Raw genomic sequence first — 20,225 nt, 5'->3', positions numbered from 1 at the left:
GTTACACCCACAGCGAGATCTTGTGGCGATTTGCCGCCAGGAAGGGAAGCGCGATTACAAACGCCGCAGCGATGAAGGCCAGTACGAAGTAGTACGAGTGCGCTTCCGGAACCTGTCCCATCAGCGGCATGCGCACGATCTGGATGAAGTGGTAGATCGGATTGATATCGGCAACCCAACGATGCGGACCCAGCATGTCCGCCTTCCAGATGATCGGCGTCATGAAGAAACCAAGCTGCATGAAATTCGCAATCGCAGGATGAAGGTCACGGAAGCGGGCCGAGAGCAGGCCAAAGATAGCCGTGACCGGAATCGTCGCAAGCACGATCAGGGCAACACCCGGCAGAGCAAGGAGCCAGACCAGTTCAGGTTCGATCTTGAGGAAGATGACGAACGGCAGGTAGGCGATCGCGCCGTGCAGGAACACGATGAACGTGCGCGTCACCAGCCGCATCACATGCAGCGTCATCGGCAGGCGCATCGACCGGATCAGGTTTTCGGAGGCAGTGAACGTCGTGCAGCCCTCCTGAACGGTCGTCGAGATGTAGATCCAGACGATGTCACCCAGAGCGATGTAGGGCAGGTACTCCCGCAGGTTCATGCGGAACAGCTGGCTGTAGAGCAGGCCGATACCCAGAATCAGCACGAACATGCTGATGGTGATCCAGAATGGCCCGAGCACCGAACGGCGATACTTGTGCTTGATATCCAGCAGCGCCAGTGACGTCCATGCGCGCCAAGCAGCCATGCCCTCGGAAACGTCGCGGATGAATGCAGGCAGCGCCTTCATCTGGGTGTCATGGCTGCTGATGCGTACTCGGCGGCGAGCAATTTCCGCCTTCAGAATCGTTTCATTGTTCACTTCAAAGCCTCTCCCAGATCCACCTGCAGATCCCCCAGATCCTCCACGCCCACGCTCAGCCGCACCAGCGCATCGCTGATGCCCAGCTGTTCGCGGCGCGCCACCGGGATCGACGCATGCGTCATCACCGCCGGGTGGTTGACCAGGCTTTCCACGCCGCCCAGCGACTCGGCCAGGGTGAACAGCTCGGTCTTCTCGCAGAAGCGCTTGGCCGCCTCGAAACCGCCCTTCAGCACGATCGAGACGATGCCGCCGTAGCCGGCCATCTGCCTGCCCGCCAGCTCATGCTGCGGGTGCGACGGCAGGCCCGGGTAGATCACCTTCTCCACCGCCGGGTGCTTTTCCAGCCACTGGGCCAGGGCCAGCGCGTTGGCGCAATGCGCCTTCATGCGCAGCGGCAGGGTCTTCAGGCCACGCAGGGCCAGGAAGCTGTCGAACGGCCCCTGCACGCCACCCACCGAGTTCTGCAGGAAGGCCATCTGCTCGGCCAGTTCGGCGTTGTCGCCGACCACCACCATGCCACCGACCATGTCCGAGTGGCCGTTGAGGTATTTGGTGGCCGAATGCAGCACCAGGTCCGCCCCCATCTCCAGCGGACGCTGCAGCATCGGCGAGGCGAAGGTGTTGTCGACCACCACGATCAGCCCATGGCGCTTGGCGATGGCGGCGACCGCGGCGATGTCCACGATCTTCAGCATCGGGTTGGTCGGGGTCTCGATCCACACCATCTTCGTCTTCGGCGTGATGGACGCTTCAAAGGCCGCCAGATCGGTCAGGTCGACGAAGCTGAAATCCAGCCCGGCGGTGCGGCGACGCACGCGCTCGAACAGGCGGAAGCTGCCGCCGTAGATGTCATCCATCGCCACCACGTGGCTGCCGGCGTCCAGCAGTTCGATCACGGTCGAGCTGGCCGCCATGCCCGAGGCGAAGGCGAAGCCGCGGGTGCCGCCTTCCAGCGACGCCACGCAACGCTCGTAGGCGAAGCGGGTCGGGTTGTGGGTACGCGAGTACTCGAAGCCCTGGTGCTCGCCCGGGCTGGACTGCGCATAGGTCGAGGTGGCGTAGATCGGCGGCATCACCGCGCCGGTGCTGGGGTCTGGCGACTGGCCGCCGTGGATGGCCAGCGTGGCCAGGGCCAGGGCGCGATCCTGGGAAGTAGCGTTGGACATGTTCTTTCCTGAGGGGCGCCGAAGCTCGGCGCCGTCGAAGGTGCGGAAGTCTACCAGCGCGGCCTTAACGACCTTTGACGCGGATAAACCGGGATTCAGCGGCGAACGTCTGCGATCAGCGGCTTACTGCACGCGACGGCGCAGGTAGTTCAGCAGGTCGATACGGGTGATCAGGCCCAGGAAGGCATTGCCGTCCATCACGATCGCCACCTGGCCGCGGTCGAACACCGGCAGCAGCGCCTCGATCGGCGACTTCACGTCCAGCCGGTCCAGCTTGCTGACCATCGCCGTGGAAACGGTGTCGCGGAAGCGTGCTTCGTCACCATAGACGTGCAGCAGCACGTCGCTTTCATCGACGATGCCGACCAGCTGGTCACCGTCCATCACCGGCAGCTGCGACACGTCGTACAGCTTCATGCGCTGGTAGGCGGTGGTCAGCAGGTCGTTCGGGCCGATCACCACGGTATCGCGCTGGCCGTACGGGCGCAGGATCAGGTCGCGCAGGTCGCCGTGCTGCGGGCGCTGCAGGAAGCCGTTGTCCAGCATCCAGTAGTCGTTGTACATCTTCGACAGGTACTTGTTGCCGGTATCCGGCACCAGCACCAGCACCTTCTTCGGCGTGGTCTGTTCCTGGCAGTACTTCAGGCCGGCGGCCAGCAGGGTGCCGGTGGACGAGCCGCCCAGGATGCCTTCCTTGCCCAGCAGTTCGCGCGCGGTGTGGAAGCTCTCGGCGTCGCTGATGGCATAGGCCTTCCTGACGCGGCTGAAGTCGGAGATCGACGGCAGGAAGTCCTCGCCGATGCCCTCCACCAGCCAGCTGCCCGACTTGTCGTTCAGATTGCCGTCGTTGATGTACTCGGCCAGGATCGAGCCGACCGGATCGGCCAGCACCAGCTCGGTCTTCGGCGACAGCTTGGCGAACGCGCGCGACAGGCCGGTCATGGTGCCGGAGCTGCCGCAGCCGAACACGATGGCGTCCAGATCGCCGCCCATCTGCTCCAGGATTTCCGGGCCGGTACCGAATTCATGCGCGGCCGGGTTGTCCGGGTTGCCGAACTGGTTGATGAAGTAGGCGCCCGGGGTCTGCTCGGCGATGGTCTTGGCCAGGTCCTGGTAGTACTCCGGATGGCCCTTGGCCACGTCCGAGCGGGTCAAGCGTACTTCGGCGCCCATCGCCTTCAGGTTGAAGATCTTCTCGCGGCTCATCTTGTCGGGAACGACCAGGATCAGCTTGTAGCCCTTCTGCTGCGCGACCAGGGCGAGGCCCAGACCGGTGTTGCCGGCGGTACCTTCCACCAGGGTCGCACCCGGCTTCAGGTCGCCGCGCTGCTCCGCCGCCTCGATCATCGACAGGCCGATGCGATCCTTGATCGATCCGCCCGGGTTGGCGCTTTCGAGCTTCAGGTAGAGCTCGCAGACGCCGGTGTCCAGGCGCTGGGCCTTGACGATCGGGGTCTGGCCGATGAGTTCGAGGACGGAAGAATGAATGGGCATTCGGAGGACTTTCGGTTCGCGCCGCAGAGGGCCGGACCGGTGATTATCCGTCGGATGGCGATGAATGTCAGGTCGGCGCGGCGACGGCCCACAAGCCCGCAAAAAGAGATGCGGACGGCCCCGGATCGACGAGGAGACCGGTACCGCCCGCATCGGTGAGTTTTGCCTGCAGGCCAAGGCACCACCGCCTGTGGTGCCTTGGCGCGGCCGCCTCATCGGCGGTGCCGCGATGCCGGGGCAGGAGCGCCCGGCGGGGCCATCGATGGCCGGGTCACGCCGTTCCGGGCGTGACGGGGTGCGTCAAAGCGTGGGGGACGTCGTTGGGAGCGGTGTTTCGTACATTCGCAGAAGTCGTTGCTTGGCCAGCAGCTTCTCGCGCTTCATGCGACCCAGGGTGACATCATCGATCGGGAGTACACCCAACTCCGCGTCCATGCACTTCTTGTTCAACTTGCGGTGCTGGTCATGGAGTGCCCTGAACTCCGGATCACGCGCGCGACGGGCGTCGATCTCGCTCTGGGGCTGATCTTCAAACATGATGGACCTCCTTCGACAGATACACGAACGCCCCGGCCGCAAGGCACGGGGCGTTGTTCATGGAGGAGCGCCGGTCGATGGCCACCTGGACGCCTGCAACGACCTGCGGCACTGGCCTGCGCACGTCGATCTGCTGCGGTTCGCGCCCTGCTTGCATCGGCCCGGCCCTCCCATCGTCCGGTCCGCGGCATTGCGTCCCGGACGATTGACCCTACGCCTGCTCAAGGCGGGGTACAAGACCCCTGCGTCAAAAAGACCGAACCCCGCCGGGGCGGGGTTCAGGCTGAATGCTCATCACAACGAAAAACAAACGATATCAAGCAATTACGGGGCGATGATGACCTCGGCCGAACGTGCCTGGGTGGAGGCTGCCTTCTTGCCGGCGAGCTGGATCCGGTTGCTCGCGACACCCGCAGCAACCAGCGCGTCACGCAGGGCCTCGGCACGCTTCTGGCCTACGCCGTTGGCACTGTCGTAGGCCTCGATGCGCAGGCGGCCCTTCTTGCCGATGTTCAGGTACTCGGCCAACGCCTTGGCCTGGTTGCGGGCACCGCCGGACAGGCTGGAGGCGCCGGCGGCAAACGCATCGCCACGGAAGGTGAAGACCTCGCCGCGGCCATCGAACTTCGAGCCCGGCAGCTTCTGACCGGACACCAGCTCGGCTTCCTCGCGGGCCAGCTTGGCGGCGTTCTGCTGGGCGGCGCTGAGGCGCTGCTGCTGCTTGCCGGCTACGCTGGTCAGGGCGTTCTCGGCGTCCTGGCGGGCCAGGGTCTCGGCCTCGGCAGCCTGGCGCAGGCGTTCAGCCTCCTCGGCCTGCATCTGTGCCTGCATGCGCAGCTGTTCGGCTTCCTGGCGGGCGCGCGCGGCGTCGCGGCGGCTGGCCTCGATCAGCAGGTCGCTGCGGGTCCGCTCCAGGCGGTCGACCTCGCGGGCGGCCAGCGCGGTACGCACGGCCGTCTCGGCGATCTCCACCCGGCGCTCGGCCAGGTAGGTGGCCAGTTCCTGGTCGCGGCGCTTGGCCTTGTCCAGGGTGGCGATGGCCTGCTGGGCCTGCATGCGCTCGAAGGCGCCCAGCTCAGCGGTATCCGGGTTGGCCTGGATGGCCATCAGGCGCTGGCTCAGCTGCGCCACCATCGGGTTGTCGGCGGCCACGGCCAGGGTCGGCAGCGCCAGCAGCGCGGCCAGGGTTGCGGCAGTCATCGGCTTCACCGGCGATCCTCCCCGGTCGACAGCTGGCGTTGCAGCTGGTTGACCTCGTTGCGGCGCAGCTGCAGCTGGGCGGTCACGGTGGCTTCCTCGCTGCGCACGCGGGCAAGGTCGGCGTCGGCGGCGGCACGCAGGGCCATTGCCGGGGCGTTCTTGCGCTCACGGCGGTCGCCGGCGGCGCGCTGGGCCTGCTCCAGCCCCTGCCGGGCCAGCCCGATCAGGTCCGGGGCGTACTGGTCGGCATCGGCCTGGGTGGCCTTGTCGACCGCCTGCCGGGCCTGGGCCAGTTCCATCGCGCCATCCTGCGCCCAGGCGGGGGCAGACAGTGCGAATGCAAACGCCATCACATACAGGCTGTGGCGCATTCGTGCGAAGCTAAGTCGTTTCATTGGGGAGGCCGTACCGGTTGTCGGTTCACGGCCATTGTCGTCAAGCCGACACCGTGCTGGCAACGGGCGTCGGCCGTTTCGTTGGGGAAAATTCGCAATGGATATCGGCTACTTCCTGAAGCTGATGACCGAAAAGAACGCTTCGGACATGTTTCTGACCACCGGGGCACCGGTCTACATCAAGATCGAGGGGAAGCTCTATCCGCTGGGCAATACCGGCCTGCCGCCGGGCATGGTCAAGAAGATCGCCTACTCGCTGATGGACGAGGGCCAGGTGCCGCAGTTCGAGCGCGAGCTGGAACTCAACATGGCCATCGCCCTGCCCGACGCCGGTCGCTTCCGCGTCAATGTGTTCAAGCAGCGCGGCGAAGTCGGCATGGTCATCCGTGCCATCCGCAGCCGGATTCCGAGCATCGAAGAGCTGAACCTGCCGCAGGTGCTGAAGGACGTCATCATGACCCCGCGCGGGCTGGTGCTGGTGGTGGGGTCCACCGGCTCCGGCAAGTCCACCTCGCTGGCGTCGATGATCGATCACCGCAACAGCACCACCACCGGTCACATCCTCACCATCGAGGACCCGATCGAGTACCTGCACAAGCACAAGATGTCGATCGTCAACCAGCGCGAGGTCGGGCTGGACACCCATGCCTTCCACAACGCGCTGAAGAACGCGATGCGTGAAGCACCGGACGTGATCCTGATCGGCGAGATCCTGGACGCGGAAACGATGGAGGCGGCGATCGCCTTCGCCGAGACCGGCCACCTGTGCCTGGCCACCCTGCACTCCAACAACGCCGACCAGACCATCGAGCGCATCCTCAACTTCTTCCCGGAAAGCGCGCACAAGAACGTGCTGATGAACCTGGCGCTGAACCTGCGTGCGGTGATCAGCCAGCGCCTGGTGAAGAACAAGGACGGCCGTCGCCTGCCGGCCACCGAGGTGCTGCTCAACACGCCGATGATCCGCGACCTGCTGCGCCGCGGCCAGGTGCACGAGATCAAGGCGGCGATGGAGGGCTCGCTGGAAGAAGGCATGGAGAGTTTCGACCAGTGCCTGTTCCGGCTGGCCAAGGCCGGCACCATCGAGCAGGAGGAAGCCTTGCGTGCGGCCGATTCACGCGATGGCTTGGCGCTGAAGTTCCGCCTGTCCGAAGGCAGCAGCGGCGAGCACGACCCCTACGCCGATTTCTCGGCCGGCGCCCCCAGCATCACCCACGGCTTCTGACCGCACGAAAAAGGGGACGGAGGGGATTAAGTCGTAAGTGCACAAACGACTTAATCCCCTCCGTCCCCTTTTTCGTTCAGGCGGCGTCGGCCTGGTTTTCCGGGCGCGCGCGGTCGAAGGCGTCCAGTGCCTGGCAGGCGGCCTCGATGCGGCGCAGGGTCGGGTACGGCCCCAGGTCCAGGCCGAAGCGGTGTGCGTTGTACAGCTGCGGCAGCAGGCAGAGGTCAGCCAGCCCGGGGCGGTCGCCGTGGCAGAACGTGCCCGTAGCGCTGCTGTTGGCCAGCAGTGCTTCCATTGCCTGGAAGCCCTCGGCGATCCAGTGCAGGGTCCACTGCGTGCGGGCATCCGCCGGCAGCTCCAGGTCGCGTTCCAGGTACTGCATCACCCGCAGGTTGTTGATCGGATGGATATCGCAGGCCACCAGCTGAGCCAGCGCCCGCACCCGCGCACGGCCGGCGGCGTCGGCCGGCAGCAGCGGCACCTGCGGGAAGCGCTCTTCCAGGTACTCGACGATCGCCAATGACTGGGTCAGCGTATGCCCGTCGTGCAGCAGGGTGGGCACCAGCTGCTGCGGATTGAGCGCGCGATAGGCGTCCAGATGCTGCTCGCCGCCCTCGCGCACCAGGTGCACCGGGCGCGCTTCCCAGGCCAGGCCCTTCAGCTCCAGGCCGATGCGCACGCGGTAGGCGGCGCTGGATCGCCAGTAGGTGTACAGCACGATGCCGTCGTCGACCGGGCCGTCGTCAACCAGGATGTCCATCGCCGCCTCCATGCTCAGGGCTTGGCCGCCTGTTCGATGCGCTGCTCGATCGCACCGAAGATGCTGTTGCCGGCGGCATCGAGCATCTCGATGCGGACTACGTCACCGAAGGACATGAACGGCGTGCTCGGCTTGCCGTCACGCAGGGTTTCGACCACGCGCTGCTCGGCGAAGCACGACGCACCCTTGCTGGTGTCTTCGTTGGCGATGGTGCCGGAGCCGACGATGGTGCCAGCACCCAGCGGGCGGGTCTTGGCCGCATGCGCGACCAGCTGGGCGAAGTTGAACTGCATGTCCACGCCGGCTTCCGGTGCGCCGAACCACTGGCCGTTGATGTGGGTCAGCAGCGGCAGGTGCACCTTGCTGTCCTGCCACGCAGCGCCCAGCTCATCGGGGGTGACGAACACCGGCGACAGCGCCGAACGCGGCTTGGACTGCAGGAAGCCGAAGCCCTTGGCCAGCTCGCCCGGGATCAGGTTGCGCAGCGAGACATCGTTGACCAGGCCGACCAGCTGGATGTGGCCCGCCGCCTGTTCCGGGGTGGCGGCCATCGGCACGTCGTCGGTGATGACCACGATCTCGGCTTCCAGGTCGATGCCGTACTCCTCGCTGACCACCTTGACCGCATCACGCGGGCCGTAGAAACCTGCGCTGGTGGCCTGGTACATCAGCGGATCGGTGTAGAAGCTCTCCGGTACCTCGGCGCCACGCGCGCGGCGCACACGCTCGACGTGCGGCAGGTAGGCGCTGCCATCGACGAATTCATAGGCGCGCGGCATCGGCGCGGCCAGTGCCTGCGGGTCGAGGTCGAACACGCCATCGGCGTCGCCGGCGTTGAGCGATTCGTACAAGGCGTTCAGGCGCGGCGCGATATGGCTCCAGTCTTCCAGGGCCTGCTGCAGGGTGGCGGCAATGCCGGTGGCGCGCACGCCGTGGCGCAGGTCACGCGAGACGACGATCAGGGTGCCGTCGCGGCCGCCTTCCTTCAAAGAACCAAGCTTCATGGGTGGGTGTCCGGAGTCGTGGGCAAACAAGTTTCAAGTGTAATCAAATCTGCGGCGACGCCAAGCTGCAGCGCGGCATCGGCCCACCCTACCGTAGTTGGGGGGTTCGGCAGGGCTTGCAGCCCTGCACCTGCTCAATGCAACGGCAACGGCAACGTCAAAAACGGCTCTGGTTTTCTGCTGGTTGGGCGGGGCGGTGTGAGTGGGCAGGACACGCCGTGAACCCATCCATGGGGGCTCGATGGCGCCATCCATGGCGCCAACGGTCCTGCCCACCCACACCGCCCCACCCCCAGACAATTTCCCGATGACGGATCGAACATCCACGTCATTCATCGTCGAAATCCATCAGATATCGAGATAAATCGGATGAGATCTGACAGATCGCGGAAAACTGTCGAAGGCGGGGTGGGTCCGGTGGCAGGGGCGTGAGCCGCATGGATGCGGCGACCGAGCTTACATGGACGTACTTGCAGCGTCCCCTGCCACCGGACCCACCCCGCCTACCCACAGGAATCCGGCCTTTGCCGTTGCTTCGGCCTCTGCGGGTGCAGGGCGCAGCCCTGCAGAGAGAACCCCTTACCTGAACAGGCCTTTTTGCGTGAAGTCTCAAACATCGTTTAGACTTGCGGAGTCTGCAGCGGCCGTCCGTTTCCCTCCGGGATCGCCGGCGACCAGGGTCCGCCCTCTTCGCCCGCCCCCACTCCGACGCCGTTCGTCACGCATTCCAGCCTGCGCTCCGTGCCGGCTGCACCCAATTCTCGCAGCGCGGTTCACGGGAACGCTCCGAGTCAGCCGATCAGTTTGATCTGCCCCCGTCTGTCCGTTCGGACAGGCGTTTCTTGTACTTGGAGCAAACTCAATGTCTTTTGAATCGCTGGGCCTGGCGCCCTTCCTGCTGCGTGCGCTTGCCGAGCAGGGCTACGAAAACCCGACCCCGATCCAGCAGCAGGCGATCCCGCTGGCACTGGCCGGTCGCGACCTGCTGGCCGGTGCACAGACCGGCACCGGCAAGACCGCCGCCTTCGGCCTGCCGCTGCTGCAGCACCTGGGCACCGCCTCGCAGGAAGTGCGCAGCGGCCCGCGCAAGCCGCGTGCGCTGATCCTGGCCCCGACCCGTGAACTGGCCACCCAGGTGCACGACAGCCTGCGCGGCTACAGCAAGTATCTGCGCATCCCCAGCGCCTGCATCTACGGCGGTGTCGGCATGGGCAACCAGCTGGACATCCTGCGCCGTGGCGTGGATCTGCTGGTGGCCTGCCCGGGCCGCCTGATCGACCACCTGGAACGTCGCAGCATCGACCTGTCCGGCATTGAACTGCTGGTCCTGGACGAAGCCGACCGCATGCTCGACATGGGCTTCCTGCCGTCGATCAAGCGCATCCTGGCCAAGCTGCCGAAGCAGAACCGCCAGACCCTGCTGTTCTCGGCCACCTTCGAGGACAACATCCGCCAGCTGGCGCTGGAGTTCATGCGCAACCCGGAACAGATCCAGGTGACGCCGAAGAACACCGTGGCCGAGACCATCACCCACCGCGTGCACCCGGTCGATGGCAGCCGCAAGCGTGACCTGCTGCTGCACCTGCTGGCGCAGGACAGCCGCGAGCAGACCCTGGTCTTCGCCCGCACCAAGCACGGCAGCGACAAGCTGGCCACGTTCCTGGAAAAGTCCGGCATCAAGACCGCGGCGATCCACGGCAACAAGAGCCAGGGCCAGCGCCTGCGTGCACTGGGTGACTTCAAGGCCGGCCGCGTGACCGTGCTGGTGGCCACCGATATCGCCGCGCGCGGCATCGACATCAACGAGCTGCCGAAGGTGATCAACTTCGACCTGCCGATGGTGGCCGAGGACTACGTGCACCGCATCGGTCGTACCGGCCGCAACGGTGCCACCGGCCAGGCGATTTCGCTGGTGGCGCAGGACGAAGTGAAGCTGCTGCGTGCGATCACCCGCCTGCTTGGCCGTGACATGGACATCCGCGACGTGCCGGGCTTCGAGCTGCAGACGCCGATCCGCTGGGGCAACAGTGCACCGGGCAAGGCCGAGCACGATACCGGCGAGCGCGCACCGCGCAAGAGCCACGCACGTCGTCCGCACGGTGATGCGCCGCGCCACGCACATGCCGGCCCGAAGAAGGCCGGTGGCGGCCGTCGCGAGGGCGGTGGCAATGGCCAGCAGCGTGCAGGTGCGGGTGCCGGTCAGGGCCAGCGTCGTGGCGGTGGCGGCAATGGTGGCGGCCGTGGTCGTGGCCAGGGTGGCAACGGCGGCGGTCGCGCCGGCTGATCCCAGCTGACATGGATGGTGCTTCCCGCTGCGCGGGGGGCTATCGAGGGACGGCGCTGACGCGCCGTCCTTTTTTGTTGCTGGCTACCGTGAGTAGAAGCTGGCGGCTGGTTTCGCTTGGGGCGGCGCAGGGCGCAGTGGGTGCAAAACACGCCGTAAACCCATCCATGGGGGCTCGATCGCGCCATCCATGGCGCTCACGGTTTTGCACCCACTGCGCCCTGCGCCGCTTCAGAGATCACCAGCGCCTACTTGTCCCGCCGGGTAGCCGGGAGAAGAAAGATCAAATTCAAGTTCAAAGGCAAAAGCCGAAGCCGCAATTCCTGCTTTTGCTTTTGCTTTTGCTTCTGTTTTTGCTTCTGTTTTTGCCCTTGCTCCCGCCTTGGGGTTCGATGCGTCCGCGCCCGCAGGAAACTGTCGAGGGGAGGCCGGGCGGGCTGCGCAGGACCGTGATGCGCATGGATGCGCCGATCGAGCTTACATGGACGTATTTACAGCGTGTCCTGCGCAGCCCGCCCGGCCTCCCCACCCATATATCAACTGAAGCGCGTGCAGCCTCAACCCCGCGCTTTACTCGGATTCACCAGATTCCCGAAGAAGATCGCGTTGATCAGCAGTCGATCCGTCCCGTGCCAGTACTTGCGGTGCGCCGGATCATCGGCAAACAGCACCACGTTGCCCTGCCCCTGCGCCGACACCAGCAGCCACGCGCTGCCTGCCACCCTCGCGCGGTTGCGCTCGGACAGGTAGCCATTCACCCGCGGCGGGGTGTCGATGCGTACCACCGTCGAGAACGGGTTCGTGCTCGGCTGCAGCGTCACCGTGTTCTCCTTGTTGATCGCCAGCTGCCGGCGCGGCACACCGAATGCCAACGGATGGCTGGTATCGACATCGGCACTGAGGATGTTGCCGCTCACCCGCTCGATCGCTGCGAAGTCGCGCTGATCGCCGAATGCGCGGCGGCTTTCGTCAGCAGCGTCTTCTTCCTTGCCGAGCTTCTCGCCGTCGGCGAGCTTCTGTTCGATTGCCCACTTCGAGGCACTGCCGTAGGTCACCAGTGAACCACCGGCCTGCACCCAGCGCTTCAGTGCAGCCACCGCCGTGGCATCAACGCCGGTATAGGTACCACCGGACAACACGATCGTGGTGTAGCGGTCCAGCGGCACCTTGCCCAGCTGCTGAGGGTCCAGCTTGCTGGCCGGCAGGTGCAGCTGCTGGTCGAGCAGGAACCATGCCGATCCGATTTCAGTGGCGGCCACGCCCTCGCCCATCACCAGCGCAACTGCGGGCTTGCGCAGCGCCTTGACGCCGTCACTGCCGAGGTCGATGCCTTCGCGGCTGCGGCCGCTGGACAGCGCATACACCTGCACACCTGCCTCGCGCGCGGCGGACGTCACTGCCTCAAGCAGCGGCGCACCCTGCAGCGACTGCCCGGCAACCGGAATCACCAGGCTGCCGGCGGCGAAGCTGATATCGCCCTGCGCGGTCGCGGTGGTGAACGGCTGGAACGCCGCACGTGCGCTCACGCCCTTGCCCTGCAGTGCGGCCAGCGCGCGCCCGGCGTTGTAGTCGCGCCAGTCGATCGCGTAGGCGAATCCGGCCTGGCCGCCCAGTACCGCGCCCTGCTCCGCCGGCAGCGCAGCCACGCGTGCGCCGCCTTCGATACGGCTACGGCTGCCGGCGAAGGCCACGCCGTAGGCCGGTGCGATCGCATAGCTGGTGCTGCCGTAGAACACATCACCCTTGATCGGCGGCGTCTCGGCAAAGATGGAATGCACCAGGCGGAACTGCGCCTGCTGCACCGGTACCACGTAGGCGCTGCCGGCATCAAAGCGCTGCCCATCCACGGTCACCGCACGATCCAGCGCGCGCACCTCGATCCTGTGCAGCAGCAACAGTTCCAACAGGCGACGGGTCAGTGCCGGGTCATGCGCATCACCAAACACGAAGCTCTTTACCGGCTGCTGCGCGGCCTGCTTCAGCGCGCTCTGGAAGAACTGCTTCTGCAGGTCGAACAGGCCGCTGCGCTCGGTCACTGCACCACGCACCGTGCCCAGCCCGGTGGCGACCTGGTTGCGGATGGTGAACGGGAAGGTCAGCAGGCCATTCACCGATTCCTGCACGCGGCCGCGCGAGCTGGCCTGCTCGACGGTAACGCCGACGGCGCCATGGAAGTCCGGGTAGGTAGAGCCGTACACCGGCGAGAAGTTGTCGAAGTTCTCGCCGGTGTAGTACAGCGACCCCAGCGCATCCAGCGCCTGCGCGTGGTACTTGGCCAGGGTCTTGTTGAACTCGTACGACGCCGCCGGAATCAGCGGGCTGTGCATGCTCTTCGGCGAGGGCTCGAAGTAGTAGGTGCTGTCCTTGCCCATTTCGTGGAAGTCGATCTGCACGTTCGGGTACCACTGGTGGAACACCTCCACCTTCGGCCGCGAGTCCTGCTGGGTCAGGGCAAGCCAGTCGCGGTTGAGGTCGGTGAAATAGTGGTTGGTGCGGCCCTGCGGGAACGGCTCGACGTGCTCCTTGTCGGCCGGGTCGGCCGAGGCCGGATCGGAGGCCCACGCGTTGTGCCAGTTGGCGGCACGGTCACGGCCGTCCGGATTCTGCGCTGGATCGAACAGCACCACCGCCTGCTGCAGCCACTGCTGGGTTTCGGGACTGCGGTTGGCCACCAGGTAGTACGCCGTCAGCATCGCCGCCTCGGCACTGGAGGTCTCGTTGCCATGCACGCTGTAGCCCAGCCACACCACCACCGGGCTGTCACCGGCGGCGCTGCGCGGCTGCGCCGGATCGGCCAGGGTCGCGTGCTGCTGGCGGATCTGTTCCAGCCGCGCATGATTGCCTGCAGCGGTGACGGTGGCGATCAACAGCGGGCGGCCTTCATAGCTGCGGCCGATCTCGCGCACGCTGATCTTGTCCGAGCGCTTGGCCAGTTCCTGGAAGTACGCCACCAGCTGGTCGTGCCGGGTGTAACGGCTGCCGATCGGGTAGCCGAGGAACTGCTCCGGCGTGGGCACCGCTGCATCGAACGCCGCTGCGTCGGTGACCTGCGGGAAGAAGTACGCGCTCTGTGCCTGCGCCGGATGCGGCGAGGACAGTACGGCTGCGACGGCAAGCAGCAACGGAAGAACGGCACGGCGATGCAAGGACACGGTGACTCCTTTGGAACACAACGGCAGACAGTCGCGCGGCCGGTCCCTTCAGGTGACCGGCCGCGGCGGATGGATCAGAAGCGGTAATCGAAGCCCAGCGTGAAGTAGCGGCCGCGCAGGTCGTACTGGCTGAAGTCGTACGGCGCGCGGATGCCGGGGAACGAGGCGTCATACGGCGGCGTCTTGTCGGCCAGGTTCTGCACCTTGGCGTACACGGTCAGCTTGTCGACGCCGGTGTAGGCCAGGTAGAGGTCGTACTGGCTGTAGCTGCCGACCTGCTGCTGCACGGCCTTGGCGGCGGTGCTCGCTTCCTGGCGATAGCTGCTGGTGTAGTACCAGGTCACCGCCGCGTTGAAGTCGCCGTACTTCCAGTCCAGCGTGGTGGTGGCCTTGTCCTTGGGCAGGGTCGCGCCCAGGTTGCTGCCGGCGTAGTCCACCAGCGGGCCACCGACCACGGTCGGGCGACGGTAGTCACGCACGTGGGTGTAGGCCGAGGACACGGTGAAGTCACCCAGTGCCGCGGTCGGGATGCGCTGGCGCAGCTCGACATCGATGCCCGAGGTCTTCAGCTCGCTCAGGTTCTGGTAGCGGTTGTAGACCGCCTGCAGCTTGCCACGCTCATCGCGCTGCACCGCGCCGGCCACGTTGTCGTTGACCAGGGTCTGGGTGTTGTTGGTGCCGACCAGGTTGTCCAGCTGGATGCGGTAGTAGTCCACGCTCACGTTGGTGTTGGCCCACGGCGACAGCACCACGCCGAAGTTCACGCTCCTGGTACGCTCGGGCTTCAGTTCGTTGTTGCCGACGGTGAAGAAGGTCGGATTCTGGCGCGAGCCCGGCACGTCCGGATCACGCGGATCGACCACGCTGCCGTAGGCGATGCTGGTGCTGTTGGAGTTCTCCGACAGCGATGGTGCACGGAAGCCCTTCGACGCCGACGCACGCACCAGCAGGAAATCCAGCGGCTGCCAGCGCAGGCCGATCTTCGGCGAGAACGCATCGCCGAAGTCATCGTAGTGATCGGCGCGCGCGGCGGCGGACAGCTCCAGCGTCGAGGCCAGCGGCACGTTTACTTCGGCGTAGGCGGCACTGACCTGGCGCTGGCCATGCACTTCGGCAATGGCCGGGCGCACCTGCAGGCCGGCATCGATCTGCCACGGGTTGTTGGAGTCGAGCTTCTCGCGGCGCCATTCGGCACCGGCAGCAAAGCCGATCTCACCGGCCCAGGTGTGGCCCAGGCTGCCGGAGATCTTGGCGTCGATCCCCTGTAGCTTGGACTCGGCCGGGCGCAGCGTGGCGATGTTGATGGAATCGCGCACCGACTGCGGCGTGGCCGCCGGGTTCAGCAGGTTGTAGCTGCCGGTGGCCAGCGCATCGGCCAGCGCCCAGCGATTGGCGAAGCCGCCGGACACGCTCTCGCGCTCGCTGCTGCGCGCACCGAATGCAGCCACTTCCCAGTCCCAGTTGGCGGTGGTGCCACGAAGGCCGAACACACCGCGATAGGCGGTTGAGCGGTTGGTCTTGATCGTGCCGCCGAGGTCGAAGAAGGTGTATTCGATCGGAATCGCACGGCCATACGGGTTGTACGGATTGTTGGCCGGCAGCAGCGACGACACCGGCTCGGCGAGGCCGCTGTTCGCGTTCAGTGCGAAGCGGCCGCTCTCCAGGGTGAAGAATGGGCTGCTACCGAACCACGCGGCGCTCTTGATCTGGCTGTACAGCACTTCGCCGAAGGCTTCGACGTTGTCGTTCAGGCGGAAAGTACCGTTGGCGTAGGCCTGGTAGCGCTTGGTCGAAGGAATCAGCGTGGTGAACGGTGCCTGGTTGAAACCGCAGGTGTCACCGGCGAGGCCGTCGATCGGTGCGCTGGCAACGCGGGTGGTACCGGTCGGGCAGTTGCCGTTGGCATCGAGCATCGGCACCGACACGCCGTTGACCAGGTAGCGCGCGCCCTTGGCCGACCAGCCGTTCCAGCGGCCACCCGGCGCATCGGTGTAGATGCCGCTCTTGGTCAGGTTGCGCTCGTCCTGGTCCAGGCGCTCGCGGTTGTAGCCCTGCAGGCTGAAGAGGATGTTGTAGCCATCGGTGTCGAGATCACCGAGGCCGCCGACGAACTTCAGGTTCTGCTCGTGCAGGCCACCCTGGTCGGCACCGCCGAAGCTGCCGCCGATCTCGGCGCCTTCGAAGTTCTGCCGGGTGATGATGTTGACCACGCCGGCCACGGCATCGGAGCCGTACACCGCCGAGGCGCCGTCCTTGAGCACTTCAATGCGCTCGACCGCGACCAGCGGCAGCGCGTTGAGGTCGACGAAGGTGTCGGACAGGCCACCGGCCGGGAATCCGTAGTTGGCCAGGCGGCGGCCGTTGAGCAGCACCAGCGTGTTTTTCTGCGACAGGCCACGCAGGCCGATGCCGGCCGAGCCGGAGGCCCAGCCGTTGTTGGTGGTTTCGTTGCTGGCGTTGCCGGTGTTGGCCGAGATCGAGCGCAGCACATCGGCCACGGTGGCCTTGCCGGTCTGTTCCAGCTGCTGGCGGCCGATCACCTGCACCGGGTTGGAGGCCTCGGTATCGGTGCGCTTGATGTTGGAACCGGTGACGCGCACGGCGGCCAGGGTGCTGGCTTCGCCACTGGCGTCGGCGGAGGTTTCGGCGGCGGCGGACAAAGGCGCGGCCAGAGCGACGGCCAGGGCCGCCACGAGCAGGGTGTGCTTGGGCATGACGATGTGGGGAAGGTGGAAAGGGCGACGTAGTTCCGCAGTAGTCCATGCCTGGCCGGGGTCCGGCCAATAACATCTCTTCATACGGATATAAGAGAAACTATCATCTCTTCATCCGGATGGAAAGAGTTACTTCACGAAAGCCCAACATCCGCTCAGGATGGCTTGCCACCTGCGGCGTACAATTGCGCCATGGAAATCTTCAAAGTCTTCATGCTCGAGGCGGCGCACCGCCTCCCCAACGTGCCGCCGGGGCACAAGTGCGCGCGCCTGCACGGCCACTCGTTCCGGGTGGAACTGAAGGTCGAGGGCGAGCCGGGTGCGCAGACCGGCTGGATCATGGACTTCGGCGACGTGAAGGCGGCCTTCCAGCCGATCTACGACCGCCTGGACCATCACTACCTCAATGACATCCCCGGCCTGGAGAACCCGACCAGCGAGAACCTGGCGGTGTGGATCTGGAACGAACTCAAGCCCAGCCTGCCGGCGCTGAGCGAGATCACCGTGCATGAAACCTGCACCTCGGGCTGCCGTTACCGCGGCCCGGCGGCCTGATCAACCCATTGATCTGAAAGGTGTTTCAAAGGCGCCCTGGGCGCCTTTGTTATTTTTGTTGCAATGCGGCATCAAGGGCGTATGCTGCAATGCATCAAGCCACTTCCTGATGCCCATGGCCGCCGCCTTCAGCGATCGCTTCAGTGATGCCACCCGCCAGCTCGCCGCCGCGGCAACGCGCGCGAACCGGTTGGCATTGGAGAACGCGGAAAGCATGTTCGGCGTGCAGCTGAAGGTGATGGAGCGCAACCTGACCGCGACCGGCGGCTGGCTGGGTGAACTGGCCCGCGGTGAAGACGCGGCCGGGACGCTCAACAAGGGCACGCAGCTGTGGCAGGACAACCTGCAACGGCTGGGCCAGGCCCAGCAGGACATGGTCGGCCTCGGCCTGCAGGCCAGCAAGGCCTGGTCCGAACTGGTGCAGGGCTACAACCAATCAACGGCGGACGCGAACAGTCACTGACGCGACGCAACACTCATTGCATGGGTCCCTCCCCCCATGCAATCCGGACCCGGCAGATCCCTCCCTCTGCCGGGTCTTTTTTTGCCTGGCGTCTGCATTGAAGAGCGCTCCCTCGTCTGGATTCGCCGCGAACTGAAGGGCCCCGCCGGGACAGGCAGGGGCCTGGGCAAATGTCCCCCGGTGCCGGCCGTTGGCCGCCACCTCCTCCTTTACTTTGCCCAGACCCCTGCCCGCCCCGACGAGGCTCGGCTTGCGGTGGGTAAGGCTGCGAACAATCTGCCTTCAATGAGGCGCCGACGAACTCCGAACGCAGGGCGGATGCCCTTGCGTACGAAGTAAAGGGGGAGGTGACTGCCAACGGCCGGCGCCGGAGGACATTCGTACGCAAGGGCATCCGCCCTGCGCCACGCAGAACAAACCGCGAAGGAATCTCAACGCCCGCGATTGACGTGCCAGTGCTGGTGCCACGCCTGGAACATCAACACGTTCCACAGGTGCGTGTGCCACTTGCGCTCACCGCGCAGGAACGCCTCCCAGATACCGCGCACGCGCGCCGCATCGAAGCAGCCCTGGTTGCGCAGCAGCTGCGGGTCCAGCAGCGCCTCCGCCCAATCGCGCAGCGGGCCGGCCAACCAGCGCGCCATCGGCGGCCCGAAGCCGCGCTTGGGGCGATACACCAGCGGTTCGGGCAGATAGCGCGCCAGCAGGTGCTTCAGGATCAGCTTGTGCTCGCCATCGTGGTACTTCAGGTGCTGGGGCAGGCGCCAGGCCAACCGCACCACCTCCATGTCCAGCAGCGGTGCACGCGTTTCCACACCGGCCGCCATGCCCGCACGATCGACCTTGGCGAGGATGCCCTCAGCCAGGTCCATGCGGAAATCCAGCAGCTGGATGCGCGCCTCGGCCGGCAGCGCGGTGTCCTGCTGCTGGAAGATCGTCATCGGCTCGCGCGCGCCCAGCACCACCTGCGCCGGCTGCCGCCAGCGGGTCACACGCTGCAGGTAATGCCCTTCCACGTCGTTGGCGGCAACCTCGGCCACCAGCGCACGCCAGCCACCCAGGCGGCCACGCTCGACGTTCATGCGGTTGCCACTGCGCCGCGCCAGGTCGCGCACCCAGTCCGGCAGGCCACCGCACAGGCGCGCATTGCGCAGTGCGCGGCCATAGCTGGGGTGGCCGAAGAACAGTTCATCGCCACCGTCGCCGGTGAGCGCCACCGGCTTGCGCGCGCCCAGCAGTTCACTGGCCAGCAGGGTCGGCAACTGCGAGGCGTCGGCGAACGGCTCGCACCAGACCTGCGGCAGGCGCTGCAGCAGGTCCAGCCCCTGGCGTGCGTCCATGCGGTGCAGGTGATGCTGCACGCCCAGGTGGCGCGCGACCTGCGAGGCCCAGTCGCTCTCGTCATGGCCGGGATCGTCGAAGCCGACCGTCCACGCCTCGATCGGCAGGGTCGACTGCGCCTGCATCATTGCGGTTACCAATGAAGAATCGGTGCCACCGGACAGGAACGCGCCGCAGGCCAGCGGCGAGTGCATCCGTGCGGCAATGGCCTTCTGCAGTACCGCTTCCAGCTGGTCGGTGGCCTGCTCCAGGCTGGGTGCCGGCTGCAGGGGTTCCTGCAGTGCACTCTGCATCGCATCGCGTGCGCACCAGTAGCGTGAGCCGCCCTGTGCGGCCTGGCTGGAACCGCCAGCCGCATGGTCATTCAGATCGATGCGCAGCATCGCGCCTGCCACCAGCTTGTGGATGCCGCGGTAGATGGTGTGTGGTGCCGGCACGTAGTCATGGCGCAGCAGCAGGCTCAGCGCATCCTGGTCGATGCTCGGGGCAAAGCCGGCGAAGGCCTGAAGCGCCTTCATTTCCGAGGCAAACAGGAACTGGCCCTGGTACCAGCCGTAGTACAGCGGCCGCTCGCCGACCGGGTCGCGGGCCAGCCACAACGCACGCGACTCACGGTCCCAGACGCTGAAGCCGAACGCGCCTTCGATACGCGACAGCGCCCGCTCCACGCCCCATTCGACGATCGCCTGCAGCAGCAGCCGCGCATCGCTGCAGCTGCGCGGCAGATCGCGCAGCTGCGACTGCAGGTCGGCCCGGTTGTACAACCGGCCATCCAGGCACAGCACGTAGCGACCACAGTCCGAACTCAGGGGCTGCAACGGCGTATCGGTTGGTGCCCGGCAATGGCCCAGCGCCAGGCCGGCCTCGGCGTCGGTCCAGTAGCCGATGCGGCCCCGGCCCCGCTGCTGCAGGGCGCGCAGCATCGGCGCCAGCTGCTGCAGCAGGTGCTCGTCCGCGGCGGGCGGCAGCCAGGCCCCGACCACGCCGCTCATCGGGCACCTCCGCAGCGGCAACGGCGGGAAGGGTTCAGCAGGCAGAGGGCAGCGGGCGACATGGGAACGGCACGCGGA

The 20,225-nt window shown here is 66.2% G+C and carries 15 protein-coding genes; 4 read left to right on the top strand and 11 right to left on the bottom strand.

The annotated features are described in order from the left end of the window. Position 1: 1 nt before the first annotated feature. The 6 genes from EZ304_RS12105 to EZ304_RS12080 form a co-directional block, all read right to left on the bottom strand. Positions 2–862, bottom strand: coding sequence for an ABC transporter permease (locus EZ304_RS12105; protein ID WP_059036192.1), 861 nt, complete (start codon positions 860–862; stop codon positions 2–4). After that, positions 859–2,031 (bottom strand): cystathionine gamma-synthase, encoded by a 1,173-nt coding sequence (locus EZ304_RS12100; RefSeq protein WP_142807188.1) that lies wholly within the window; start codon positions 2,029–2,031, stop codon positions 859–861. The genes EZ304_RS12105 and EZ304_RS12100 overlap by 4 nt, the downstream gene beginning before the upstream one ends. Before the next feature lie 123 nt (positions 2,032–2,154). Next, the gene (locus EZ304_RS12095) at positions 2,155–3,525 is read right to left on the bottom strand and encodes a pyridoxal-phosphate dependent enzyme (RefSeq protein WP_142807187.1); all 1,371 of its coding nucleotides are present in this window, start codon (positions 3,523–3,525) and stop codon (positions 2,155–2,157) included. Positions 3,526–3,825: 300 nt separating this feature from the next. After that, a complete protein-coding gene (locus EZ304_RS12090) occupies positions 3,826–4,062 on the bottom strand; it encodes a YdcH family protein (protein WP_005407964.1) in 237 nt (78 codons plus the stop codon). A gap of 324 nt (positions 4,063–4,386) precedes the next feature. Further along, positions 4,387–5,271, bottom strand: coding sequence for a hypothetical protein (locus tag EZ304_RS12085; RefSeq protein WP_005407962.1), 885 nt, complete (start codon positions 5,269–5,271; stop codon positions 4,387–4,389). Then, a complete protein-coding gene (locus EZ304_RS12080; protein WP_005407961.1) occupies positions 5,268–5,633 on the bottom strand; it encodes a DUF4398 domain-containing protein in 366 nt (121 codons plus the stop codon). Before EZ304_RS12080 ends, EZ304_RS12085 begins: the two co-directional genes overlap by 4 nt. Before the next feature lie 121 nt (positions 5,634–5,754). Between EZ304_RS12080 and EZ304_RS12075 the strand changes: the two genes are divergently transcribed. Beyond that, positions 5,755–6,882 carry a PilT/PilU family type 4a pilus ATPase gene (locus EZ304_RS12075; protein ID WP_099551436.1) on the top strand — a complete coding sequence of 376 codons (1,128 nt, stop codon included), beginning with the start codon at positions 5,755–5,757 and terminating at the stop codon, positions 6,880–6,882. Positions 6,883–6,958: 76 nt separating this feature from the next. On the opposite strand, the gene maiA is transcribed toward EZ304_RS12075, so the two are convergent. Beyond that, positions 6,959–7,642, bottom strand: a complete 684-nt coding sequence (gene maiA / locus EZ304_RS12070; protein ID WP_099551438.1) for a maleylacetoacetate isomerase — start codon at positions 7,640–7,642, stop codon at positions 6,959–6,961. A 14-nt stretch (positions 7,643–7,656) separates the two neighbouring features. After that, positions 7,657–8,646, bottom strand: a complete 990-nt coding sequence (locus EZ304_RS12065; protein ID WP_099490736.1) for a fumarylacetoacetate hydrolase family protein — start codon at positions 8,644–8,646, stop codon at positions 7,657–7,659. 862 nt (positions 8,647–9,508) lie between these two features. Here EZ304_RS12065 and EZ304_RS12060 point away from each other — a divergent pair. Next, positions 9,509–10,930 (top strand): DEAD/DEAH box helicase, encoded by a 1,422-nt coding sequence (locus EZ304_RS12060; protein ID WP_099552598.1) that lies wholly within the window; start codon positions 9,509–9,511, stop codon positions 10,928–10,930. Between the two features lie 557 nt (positions 10,931–11,487). Here EZ304_RS12060 and EZ304_RS12055 read toward each other — a convergent pair. Then, entirely contained in the window at positions 11,488–14,082 is a 2,595-nt protein-coding gene (locus EZ304_RS12055; RefSeq protein ID WP_142807186.1) for a M14 family zinc carboxypeptidase, read from the bottom strand. 74 nt (positions 14,083–14,156) lie between these two features. Then, on the bottom strand, positions 14,157–16,796 hold the full coding sequence (locus EZ304_RS12050; protein WP_142807185.1) for a TonB-dependent receptor plug domain-containing protein: 2,640 nt from the start codon (positions 16,794–16,796) through the stop codon (positions 14,157–14,159). Between the two features lie 192 nt (positions 16,797–16,988). On the opposite strand from EZ304_RS12050, the gene queD reads away from it, so the two are divergent. Beyond that, complete coding sequence (queD, locus tag EZ304_RS12045; RefSeq protein WP_049444904.1) at positions 16,989–17,351, top strand: 6-carboxytetrahydropterin synthase QueD; 363 nt, start codon at positions 16,989–16,991, stop codon at positions 17,349–17,351. A gap of 115 nt (positions 17,352–17,466) precedes the next feature. Further along, positions 17,467–17,814: a phasin family protein gene (locus EZ304_RS12040; protein WP_099552595.1), complete on the top strand. Its 348-nt coding sequence runs from the start codon at positions 17,467–17,469 to the stop codon at positions 17,812–17,814. 431 nt (positions 17,815–18,245) lie between these two features. Here EZ304_RS12040 and asnB read toward each other — a convergent pair whose 3' ends face one another. Continuing rightward, a complete protein-coding gene (asnB, locus tag EZ304_RS12035) occupies positions 18,246–20,147 on the bottom strand; it encodes an asparagine synthase (glutamine-hydrolyzing) (protein ID WP_099552594.1) in 1,902 nt (633 codons plus the stop codon). Positions 20,148–20,225: the final 78 nt, after the last annotated feature.

The sequence above is a fragment of the Stenotrophomonas maltophilia genome (assembly GCF_006974125.1).
GTDB classification, from domain to species: domain Bacteria; phylum Pseudomonadota; class Gammaproteobacteria; order Xanthomonadales; family Xanthomonadaceae; genus Stenotrophomonas; species Stenotrophomonas maltophilia_O.
Note: the sequence above shows the minus strand (reverse complement) of the source record. Positions and strands in the feature narration are given on the sequence as shown.

Bases quoted from the DNA above. Each gene is read 5' to 3' on its own strand.
- queD (WP_049444904.1), top strand. From the start codon at position 16,989: ATGGAAATCTTCAAAGTCTTCATGCTCGAGGCGGCGCACCGCCTCCCC.
- EZ304_RS12075 (WP_099551436.1), top strand. From the start codon at position 5,755: ATGGATATCGGCTACTTCCTGAAGCTGATGACCGAAAAGAACGCTTCG.
- EZ304_RS12100 (WP_142807188.1), bottom strand. From the start codon at position 2,031: ATGTCCAACGCTACTTCCCAGGATCGCGCCCTGGCCCTGGCCACGCTG.
- EZ304_RS12080 (WP_005407961.1), bottom strand. From the start codon at position 5,633: ATGCGCCACAGCCTGTATGTGATGGCGTTTGCATTCGCACTGTCTGCC.
- asnB (WP_099552594.1), bottom strand. From the start codon at position 20,147: ATGAGCGGCGTGGTCGGGGCCTGGCTGCCGCCCGCCGCGGACGAGCAC.
- EZ304_RS12095 (WP_142807187.1), bottom strand. From the start codon at position 3,525: ATGCCCATTCATTCTTCCGTCCTCGAACTCATCGGCCAGACCCCGATC.
- EZ304_RS12090 (WP_005407964.1), bottom strand. From the start codon at position 4,062: ATGTTTGAAGATCAGCCCCAGAGCGAGATCGACGCCCGTCGCGCGCGT.
- EZ304_RS12050 (WP_142807185.1), bottom strand. From the start codon at position 16,796: ATGCCCAAGCACACCCTGCTCGTGGCGGCCCTGGCCGTCGCTCTGGCC.
- EZ304_RS12060 (WP_099552598.1), top strand. From the start codon at position 9,509: ATGTCTTTTGAATCGCTGGGCCTGGCGCCCTTCCTGCTGCGTGCGCTT.
- maiA (WP_099551438.1), bottom strand. From the start codon at position 7,642: ATGGACATCCTGGTTGACGACGGCCCGGTCGACGACGGCATCGTGCTG.
- EZ304_RS12040 (WP_099552595.1), top strand. From the start codon at position 17,467: ATGGCCGCCGCCTTCAGCGATCGCTTCAGTGATGCCACCCGCCAGCTC.
- EZ304_RS12065 (WP_099490736.1), bottom strand. From the start codon at position 8,646: ATGAAGCTTGGTTCTTTGAAGGAAGGCGGCCGCGACGGCACCCTGATC.